This is a genomic window from Sinomonas sp. G460-2, from assembly GCF_047759905.1.
In the GTDB taxonomy this organism is placed as follows: domain Bacteria; phylum Actinomycetota; class Actinomycetes; order Actinomycetales; family Micrococcaceae; genus Sinomonas.
Genome location: NZ_JBKZWT010000321.1, coordinates 1 through 4,036 on the forward strand (window position 1 = coordinate 1; position 4,036 = coordinate 4,036).

The window sequence follows — 4,036 nt, forward strand, 5'->3', positions numbered from 1 at the left end:
GCATCTGCCGCACCGGCCCCACCACACGCCCCGGCGTCACACCAACACCGTGAAACTGCTGCATCATTGGGGCTTCCTCTCGGTTCGTCCAGCGGGGCTCCGCGCTACCTTAGCGCCTATAGCGTTGCTATACAAGCAGATTTCGTGATCCTCACCACACGCATTATGCATGTGACGCAGTTCACTATCGGCTCTTGTATAGCGTTGCTATATCGGTTACGCTAGCGGCCATGCGTGATTCGGGCATGGGTGTCGCCGACGACGCCCAGGACGGGGAGCCCCCCAAGGCTTCCCCGCGGGAGCGGCTCATTGCGGCCGCGACTGAACTGATTGCCGCGTCGGACGGCAAGCCAGTGTCCACTCGCCAAATCACGGATCTCGCCGGGGTGACAGCGCCAACGCTGTACCACCACTTCGGTGACAAGGACGGGCTGATGGAAGCCGTTGTGGCCAGAGGCTTCGAGGAGTTCGTCCAGCGTGAGGGAATGATTGAGCGGTCGGCCAGTCCGCTCTTCGACGTCAAACGACTGTGGGACACCCATGTGCACTTCGGGTTGACCCATGCTCAGCTGTACACCCTCATGTTCGGCAACACGGGTCCCGGACGCCGTCCGGTTCTCGTCGAGGAGGCAGAGCACCTCCTCGAGCGGGAACTCGGTCGGGCCGCCGCGGCCGGACAACTCTCGGCGCCGCCAGCTCAGGCAGCGCGGGCCATCCTTGCCGCCAACATCGGGGTCACCCTCATGCTGTTGGCGGATGAAACTGACCAACCCCTCTCGGCCGGCGATATCGCGACCCTGCCCCTCTCGGCGCAGACGCGGGACGCCGTTCTCCGCTCCGTCGTGTCGGACCCGTCCCTCGTGGACGATCCGTTGCGCGGGGTGATCGCCGGGGGCCAGCCGTCCTATGTCGCGGCGGCTATCGCCCTCAACGCCACGCTCGAGTCCTCGCATCCGGAACAGCTGTCCGGTACCGAGATGCGGCTCTTCCTTGAATGGCTCCACCGGCTCTCCAACGCCCCTGAGGGCGGAGCGGGAACCGAGGGAGAGAGCCAGCCCCCAACACCTCCCGGCGGCCCGCAGGCTGCCTCCTGACACGAAAGCAGGGAACCATGTCGACCACCGCAGCCCCTTCGAGGCTCCACGCCACGCGGGCCGGGGTGCAGAAATTCGGCACCTTCCTCTCCGGCATGATCATGCCGAACATCGGGGCCTTCATTGCCTGGGGCCTCATCACCGCCCTGTTCATCAAGACTGGCTGGCTCCCGGTCCCCGTCCTCGGCGGATTCGGCAACGACGCGTCGGGCGCGCCGAACGTCGGTCTCGTCGGCCCGATGATCACGTACCTCCTGCCGCTCCTCATCGCCTACACGGGCGGCAAGGCGGTCTATGACGTGCGCGGCGGCGTCGTCGGCGCGATCGCCACGATGGGCGTCATCGTCGGCGCTGGCATTCCGATGTTCATCGGCGCGATGATCATGGGCCCGCTCGCCGGCTGGACCATGAAGAAGCTCGACTCGATCTGGGACGGCAAGATCCGGCCCGGCTTCGAGATGCTCGTCAACAACTTCTCGGCGGGCATCTTGGGCGCGATCCTCGCCTTGGTCGGGTTCTTCCTCATCGATCCGGCCGTCACGGGCCTGACCACGGTGGCCGGCAACGCCGTCCAGTTCATGGTCAACGCGGGAATCCTCCCGCTCACGTCGATCTTCATCGAGCCCGCGAAGGTTCTCTTCCTCAACAACGCCGTCAACCACGGCGTGCTCACTCCGCTCGGCATCCAGCAGTCCGCCTCGCAGGGCAAGTCGATCCTCTTCCTGCTCGAGGCCAACCCCGGCCCGGGCCTCGGCGTCCTGCTTGCGTACATGTTCTTCGGCAAGGGTGCCGCGAAGGCCTCCGCGCCGGGCGCAGCGCTCATCCAGTTCATCGGCGGCATCCACGAGATCTACTTCCCGTACATCCTCATGCGCCCGATCCTCATCCTCGCGACGATCGGCGGCGGCATGACGGGCATCGCGACCCTCGCGATCACCCACGCCGGCCTCGTGGCTCCGGCCGCGCCTGGCTCGATCATCGCGGTCCTCGCGCAGACCTCACGCGACAGTTACATCGGGGTGATCCTCGCCGTGATCCTCGCGTGTGCAGTCTCGTTCATCATCGCGTCACTTATCCTCCGCGCTGCCCGGAACAAGGACGAGGGTGACCTTGCAGCGGCGACGGCGTCCATGGAGGGCATGAAGGGCCGCAAGTCGATGGCCTCGACGCTCCTCGCGGGCGGCGGGGGCGTTGCGACGGCGACCGAGATCCGGAACATCGTCTTCGCGTGCGACGCCGGCATGGGCTCGAGCGCGATGGGCGCCTCCGTGCTCCGCAACAAGATCAAGGCTGCGGGCCACCGGCACGTCACGGTCGTCAACCAGGCGATCGCCAACCTCACGGACACGTACGACATGGTTGTGGTCCACCAGGATCTCGCCCTCCGGGCGGAGGAGAAGACGCCGAGCGCACAGATCGTGACGGTCGACAACTTCATGGGCAGCCCGAAGTACGACGAGATCGTCGCGCTGCTCGACGAGCAGGCCCAGACGGCGAACAAGCCGTTCGAGGGCGTGGCTGGCAAGGCCGAGCCCGCGTCCGAGGTCGAGGCCGCCGCCGCGCACGTCGCCGTTCCGCAGCACCACGCCGAGACGAAGAACGTCCTGCGGCGCGAGTCGGTGATCCTTGCTGGCAGTGCCGGGGACATGCCGAGCGCGATCGACGAGGCGGGCCGGCTCCTCAAGGCGACCGGTGCCGTTGACGACGAGTACATCCAGTCCATGCACGAGCGCGAGCGCTCCGTCTCGACGTTCATGGGCAACGGCCTCGCCATCCCGCACGGCACGAACGAGGCGAAGCCGCACATCGCGTCCTCGGCCGTGACCTTCGTCCGCTACGCCCAGCCGATCGACTGGCAGGGCAAGCCCGTCACGTTCGTGGTCGGCATCGCGGGCAAGGACAAGGAGCACCTCGGCATCCTCGCGAAGATCGCCAAGGTCTTCGGCGACAAGGAGCAGGTCGCGCGCCTCGAGGCCGCTCAGACCGTCGACGAGGTGCTCGACATCTTCGGAAAGGTGAATGCATGACGCTCGGGAGCAAGTCGGCAGTCCACTTCGGGGCGGGGAACATCGGCCGCGGTTTCGTGGGCCTGCTCCTGCACGAGGCAGGCTACGGGCTCGTCTTCGCCGACGTGGCGGCGCCGCTCATCGAGGCGCTCCAGGCCACGCGGTCGTACACCGTGCACGAGGTGGGCGACGGCGGCGTCGACCACCTCGTGGACGGCTACGACGCGGTCAACTCCGCGACGCAGGAGGCCGAGCTCGTCGAGCGCATCGCGCGGGCCGACATCGTGACGACCGCCGTGGGCCCGAACATCCTCAAGTTCGTGGCCCCGGTGATCGCCCGAGGCCTCGCCGCGAGGCCGGAAGGCGCTGCCCCGCTTGCCGTCATGGCGTGCGAGAACGCGATCAACGCCACGGACATCCTCGAAGCCGAGGTGTGGGCCGCGGCCCGCACCGAGGGCCTCGGCGAGGATGCCGTGAACGCGAAGGCCATCTTCGCCAACACGGCGGTGGACCGCATTGTCCCGGCCCAGGCGCCCGGAGGCGGCCTCGACGTCCGCGTCGAGCCCTACTTCGAATGGGCCATCGAGCGCGGCCCGTTCGGCGACGCCGTCCCGGCAATCCCTGGGGTGACGTGGGTCGACTCGCTCGGTCCGTATATCGAGCGGAAGCTCTTCACCGTGAACACGGGCCACGCTTCCGCAGCGTACTTCGGGCGGGCAGCGGGCAAGGACAAGATCGCGGACGCGGTGGCCGACCCCGAGATCCGGGCCAAGGTCGAGGCGGTCCTCGCCGAGACCAAGGCGCTCCTCGTCGCGAAGTACGGCTTCGCGCCCGACGAGCAGGAGGCGTACATCCGGAAGATCCTGGGTCGCTTCGCCAACGCCGAGCTCCCGGACACGGTGGACCGCGTGGGCCGCGCCCCGCTGCGGAAGCTGG

General features: G+C 67.5%; 3 protein-coding genes. All 3 read left to right on the forward strand.

What is annotated here, in order from left to right; genetic code table 11:
* The first annotated feature begins 245 nt into the window (after positions 1-245).
* Positions 246-1,094, forward strand: coding sequence for a TetR/AcrR family transcriptional regulator (locus ACLN58_RS18960; protein WP_415856794.1), 849 nt, complete (start codon positions 246-248; stop codon positions 1,092-1,094).
* 17 nt (positions 1,095-1,111) lie between these two features.
* Positions 1,112-3,121 carry a PTS mannitol transporter subunit IICBA gene (locus ACLN58_RS18965; RefSeq protein WP_415856792.1) on the forward strand — a complete coding sequence of 670 codons (2,010 nt, stop codon included), beginning with the start codon at positions 1,112-1,114 and terminating at the stop codon, positions 3,119-3,121.
* Positions 3,118-4,036: mannitol-1-phosphate 5-dehydrogenase (locus tag ACLN58_RS18970; protein WP_415856793.1), on the forward strand; the 919-nt coding region annotated here is incomplete at its 3' end. The genes ACLN58_RS18965 and ACLN58_RS18970, both read left to right, overlap by 4 nt.

Coding starts and splice junctions, on each gene's coding strand:
- ACLN58_RS18965 (WP_415856792.1), top strand. CDS start 1,112: ATGTCGACCACCGCAGCCCCTTCGAGGCTCCACGCCACGCGGGCCGGG.
- ACLN58_RS18960 (WP_415856794.1), top strand. CDS start 246: ATGGGTGTCGCCGACGACGCCCAGGACGGGGAGCCCCCCAAGGCTTCC.